The 5,916-nt window shown below is 42.9% G+C and carries 2 tRNA genes and 3 rRNA genes; all 5 read left to right on the top strand.

The features are described 5' to 3' along the window. Window positions 1-248 precede the first annotated feature (248 nt). Window positions 249-1,762, top strand: a 16S ribosomal RNA gene (locus tag CAMP5053_RS07840). A gap of 95 nt (window positions 1,763-1,857) precedes the next feature. Continuing rightward, window positions 1,858-1,933, top strand: a tRNA-Ala gene (locus CAMP5053_RS07835). An 8-nt stretch (window positions 1,934-1,941) separates the two neighbouring features. Continuing rightward, window positions 1,942-2,018: transfer RNA gene (locus CAMP5053_RS07830), tRNA-Ile, on the top strand. A 459-nt stretch (window positions 2,019-2,477) separates the two neighbouring features. Beyond that, window positions 2,478-5,385: ribosomal RNA gene (locus tag CAMP5053_RS07825) — 23S ribosomal RNA — on the top strand. A 290-nt stretch (window positions 5,386-5,675) separates the two neighbouring features. Beyond that, window positions 5,676-5,792, top strand: a 5S ribosomal RNA gene (gene rrf, locus CAMP5053_RS07820). The 16S, 23S and 5S rRNA genes sit together here with 2 tRNA genes alongside, the layout of an rRNA operon. Window positions 5,793-5,916 lie beyond the last annotated feature (124 nt).

Below are 5,916 nucleotides of genomic sequence, written 5' to 3'. Positions count from 1 at the left end.
TTAATAAAACTTTAAGCTTTTATTGCTATAATTTCATTTCCTTTTTAAATAAAAGGGTTTTAAAAAGCTAAGACTTTTTGTCTTAATTTTTTAGTATTTGTTCTTTAAATTATTAATATTGTTAATCAAATCTTATAGTCAATCTTTGAAATCTAAATAAGTGATCGATTGAGCCAGAAAGATTTATTTTTAAATCTTAACAATCAACTTTTTCTTTGAAGAAAAAGATTAAACTTATCCAATTATTTTTTATGGAGAGTTTGATCCTGGCTCAGAGTGAACGCTGGCGGCGTGCCTAATACATGCAAGTCGAACGATGAAGCTTTTAGCTTGCTAGAAGTGGATTAGTGGCGCACGGGTGAGTAAGGTATAGTTAATCTGCCCTACACAAGAGGACAACAGTTGGAAACGACTGCTAATACTCTATACTCCTGCTTAACACAAGTTGAGTAGGGAAAGTTTTTTCGGTGTAGGATGAGACTATATAGTATCAGCTAGTTGGTGAGGTAATGGCTCACCAAGGCTATGACGCTTAACTGGTCTGAGAGGATGATCAGTCACACTGGAACTGAGACACGGTCCAGACTCCTACGGGAGGCAGCAGTAGGGAATATTGCGCAATGGGGGAAACCCTGACGCAGCAACGCCGCGTGGAGGATGACACTTTTCGGAGCGTAAACTCCTTTTCTTAGGGAAGAATTCTGACGGTACCTAAGGAATAAGCACCGGCTAACTCCGTGCCAGCAGCCGCGGTAATACGGAGGGTGCAAGCGTTACTCGGAATCACTGGGCGTAAAGGGCGCGTAGGCGGATTATCAAGTCTCTTGTGAAATCCAACGGCTTAACCGTTGAACTGCTTGGGAAACTGGTAGTCTAGAGTGAGGGAGAGGCAGATGGAATTGGTGGTGTAGGGGTAAAATCCGTAGATATCACCAAGAATACCCATTGCGAAGGCGATCTGCTGGAACTTAACTGACGCTAAGGCGCGAAAGCGTGGGGAGCAAACAGGATTAGATACCCTGGTAGTCCACGCCCTAAACGATGTACACTAGTTGTTGGGGTGCTAGTCATCTCAGTAATGCAGCTAACGCATTAAGTGTACCGCCTGGGGAGTACGGTCGCAAGATTAAAACTCAAAGGAATAGACGGGGACCCGCACAAGCGGTGGAGCATGTGGTTTAATTCGAAGATACGCGAAGAACCTTACCTGGGCTTGATATCCTAAGAACCTTTTAGAGATAAGAGGGTGCTAGCTTGCTAGAACTTAGAGACAGGTGCTGCACGGCTGTCGTCAGCTCGTGTCGTGAGATGTTGGGTTAAGTCCCGCAACGAGCGCAACCCACGTATTTAGTTGCTAACGGTTCGGCCGAGCACTCTAAATAGACTGCCTTCGTAAGGAGGAGGAAGGTGTGGACGACGTCAAGTCATCATGGCCCTTATGCCCAGGGCGACACACGTGCTACAATGGCATATACAATGAGACGCAATACCGCGAGGTGGAGCAAATCTATAAAATATGTCCCAGTTCGGATTGTTCTCTGCAACTCGAGAGCATGAAGCCGGAATCGCTAGTAATCGTAGATCAGCCATGCTACGGTGAATACGTTCCCGGGTCTTGTACTCACCGCCCGTCACACCATGGGAGTTGATTTCACTCGAAGCCGGAATACTAAACTAGTTACCGTCCACAGTGGAATCAGCGACTGGGGTGAAGTCGTAACAAGGTAACCGTAGGAGAACCTGCGGTTGGATCACCTCCTTTCTAGAGTACAAACTGATAAGTCTCACAACTATCAGTTCATATATAGACTCAATCATCCTTGTTTAGATTTCAAAGATTGATGAAAAGCTAATTTTGGGGAATTAGCTCAGCTGGGAGAGCGCCTGCTTTGCACGCAGGAGGTCAGCGGTTCGATCCCGCTATTCTCCACCATTTATTAAGGGCCTATAGCTCAGCTGGTTAGAGTGCACCCCTGATAAGGGTGAGGTCACAAGTTCAAGTCTTGTTAGGCCCACCATAAAAGATTTGTTTATCAATCATATAATAAAGTTTTAAAACTTAAAGCAAGTATATAGCTAACAATAAAGCAATAAGTAAAGTAAAATAAAATACTTTATTGCTTATATTTTTAAATTATTTAAACTCTTTATATATACTTCCTTTAGGTTTTAAGACCTAAGCTAAATAAATAATAGAATATTTTATATATTAGATTAGTTATTTAATGTTATTTGAATTATCATTGTTAAGAGTCACAAGCAAGTTTTAATAAAAACAATTTTACAGGACTTGTTAGAGGATAAAACCTAACTATCTTTTCTTTAGCTTTTAGTTAAAGACAAGTTTTAAACTCACAGCTTAGTGAGACTAATTTGTTTAGTTTTATTAAGTGTTTAAATGCTTTCCGTCTTAAGATAGTAAAGTCTTATCATAAAAACTTTAACAAGGAAGTGATGCGTTTTAGAATGAATTTAAAAGGTAAGCTATTAAGAGCGAATGGTGGATGCCTTGGCTGGTAAAGGCGATGAAGGACGTACTAGACTGCGATAAGCTACGGGGAGCTGTCAAGAAGCTTTGATCCGTAGATTTCCGAATGGGGCAACCCAGTATATAGAGATATATACTACCATAATGGAGCGAACGTAGGGAATTGAAACATCTTAGTACCTACAGGAAAAGAAATCAATAGAGATTGCGTCAGTAGCGGCGAGCGAAAGCGCAAGAGGGCAAACCCAGTGCTTGCACTGGGGGTTGTAGGACTGCAATGTGCAATAGGTGAGGTTAGTAGAACACTCTGGAAAGTGTAGCCATAGAGGGTGATAGTCCCGTATACGAAAACCAAACCTTAGCTAGCAGTATCCTGAGTAGGGCGGGACACGAGGAATCCTGTCTGAAGCTGGGTCGACCACGATCCAACCCTAAATACTACTACCAGACCGATAGTGCACAAGTACCGTGAGGGAAAGGTGAAAAGAACTGAGGTGATCAGAGTGAAATAGAACCTGAAACCATTTGCTTACAATCATTCAGAGCACTATGTAGCAATACAGTGTGATGGACTGCCTTTTGCATAATGAGCCTGCGAGTTGTGGTGTCTGGCAAGGTTAAGCACACGCGAAGCCGTAGCGAAAGCGAGTCTGAATAGGGCGCTTAAGTCAGATGCTGCAGACCCGAAACGAAGTGATCTATCCATGAGCAAGTTGAAGCTAGTGTAAGAACTAGTGGAGGACTGAACCGATAGGCGTTGAAAAGCCCCCGGATGACTTGTGGATAGGGGTGAAAGGCCAATCAAACTTCGTGATAGCTGGTTCTCTCCGAAATATATTTAGGTATAGCGTTGTGTCGTAGTATAAGGGGGTAGAGCACTGAATGGGCTAGGGCATACACCAATGTACCAAACCCTATCAAACTCCGAATACCTTATATGTAATCACAGCAGTCAGGCGGCGAGTGATAAAATCCGTCGTCAAGAGGGAAACAACCCAGACTACCAGCTAAGGTCCCTAAATCTTACTTAAGTGGAAAACGATGTGAAGTTACTTAAACAACCAGGAGGTTGGCTTAGAAGCAGCCATCCTTTAAAGAAAGCGTAATAGCTCACTGGTCTAGTGATTTTGCGCGGAAAATATAACGGGGCTAAAGTAAGTACCGAAGCTGTAGACTTGATTTTATCAAGTGGTAGGAGAGCGTTCTATTTGCGCCGAAGGTATACCGGTAAGGAGTGCTGGAGCGAATAGAAGTGAGCATGCAGGCATGAGTAGCGATAATTAATGTGAGAATCATTAACGCCGTAAACCCAAGGTTTCCTACGCGATGCTCGTCATCGTAGGGTTAGTCGGGTCCTAAGTCGAGTCCGAAAGGGGTAGACGATGGCAAATTGGTTAATATTCCAATACCAACATTAGTGTGCGATGGAAGGACGCTTAGGGCTAAGCAAGCTAGCGGATGGAAGTGCTAGTCTAAGGTCGTAGGAGGTTATATAGGCAAATCCGTATAACAATACTCCGAGAACTGAAAGGCTCTTCAAAGTCTTCGGACAGCGAGGAGAATTGCTGATGCCGTCGAGCCAAGAAAAGTTTCTAAGTTTAGCTAATGTTGCCCGTACCGTAAACCGACACAGGTGGGTGGGATGAGTATTCTAAGGCGCGTGGAAGAACTCTCTTTAAGGAACTCTGCAAAATAGCACCGTATCTTCGGTATAAGGTGTGGTTCGCTTCGTATTAGGATTTGCTCCGAAAGCGAAGAAACTTACAACAAAGAGTCCCTCCCGACTGTTTACCAAAAACACAGCACTCTGCTAACTCGTAAGAGGATGTATAGGGTGTGACGCCTGCCCGGTGCTCGAAGGTTAATTGATGGGGTTAGCATTAGCGAAGCTCTTGATCGAAGCCCGAGTAAACGGCGGCCGTAACTATAACGGTCCTAAGGTAGCGAAATTCCTTGTCGGTTAAATACCGACCTGCATGAATGGCGTAACGAGATGGGAGCTGTCTCAAAGAGGGATCCAGTGAAATTGTAGTGGAGGTGAAAATTCCTCCTACCCGCGGCAAGACGGAAAGACCCCGTGGACCTTTACTACAGCTTGACACTGCTATTTGGATAAGAATGTGCAGGATAGGTGGGAGGCTTTGAGTATATGACGCCAGTTGTATATGAGCCGTTGTTGAGATACCACTCTTTCTTATTTGGGTAGCTAACCAGCTTGAGTTATCCTCAAGTGGGACAATGTCTGGTGGGTAGTTTGACTGGGGCGGTCGCCTCCCAAATAATAACGGAGGCTTACAAAGGTTGGCTCAGAACGGTTGGAAATCGTTCGTAGAGTATAAAGGTATAAGCCAGCTTAACTGCAAGACATACAAGTCAAGCAGAGACGAAAGTCGGTCTTAGTGATCCGGTGGTTCTGTGTGGAAGGGCCATCGCTCAAAGGATAAAAGGTACCCCGGGGATAACAGGCTGATCTCCCCCAAGAGCTCACATCGACGGGGAGGTTTGGCACCTCGATGTCGGCTCATCGCATCCTGGGGCTGGAGCAGGTCCCAAGGGTATGGCTGTTCGCCATTTAAAGCGGTACGCGAGCTGGGTTCAGAACGTCGTGAGACAGTTCGGTCCCTATCTGCCGTGGGCGTAAGAAGATTGAAGAGATTTGACCCTAGTACGAGAGGACCGGGTTGAACAAACCACTGGTGTAGCTGTTGTTCTGCCAAGAGCATCGCAGCGTAGCTAAGTTTGGAACGGATAAACGCTGAAAGCATCTAAGCGTGAAGCCAACTCTAAGATGAATCTTCTCTAAGCTCTCTAGAAGACTACTAGTTTGATAGGCTGGGTGTGTAATGGATGAAAGTCCTTTAGCTGACCAGTACTAATAGAGCGTTTGGCTTATCTTATTTAAGCATCACTTCCTTGTTAAGGTTTTTAATAAAGCCTTGAATGTTTTTATATGAAATATTTATATAAAAATTACATTCTTAAGTTTATAAAATCTTACAAGTAAAGTTTATATTAGAACTTGCTCTTAACATTGTTTTTTAAGTATTCTAAAACAATAAAGTGATTTAGTTTAATAAAACATCTAAATATAAGAACAAGATGAGAGCTGAAATAAAAATGATTTTTATATCTAGATCTTATTGATTGTTTTTATTTGCTATATTAAATAGAATATTTAAATAACAATGTCCGTGATTATACAGATGTGGAGACGCCTTGCTCCATCCCGAACCAAGAAGCTAAGCACATCGTGGGTGATGATACTACGCCTTACTGGCAGGGGGAAAGTAGCTCATTGCGGACTTGTTAGTTCTTTTATTATTCTTACTTTATATATAATCCTATGTTTATTTTTATTGTTAATTTTTAAATTAGTTTATTCTTTTTATGCTTATTGTTAGTTGTTAAATTGGTTTATTTTTAGATTA

It is taken from the genome of Campylobacter sp. S4:11 (genome assembly GCF_024723695.1).
Lineage (GTDB): Bacteria > Campylobacterota > Campylobacteria > Campylobacterales > Campylobacteraceae > Campylobacter_D > Campylobacter_D jejuni_C.
The sequence above is the reverse complement of the archived record's forward strand: the minus strand, read 5'-3'. Positions and strand labels throughout refer to the sequence as shown.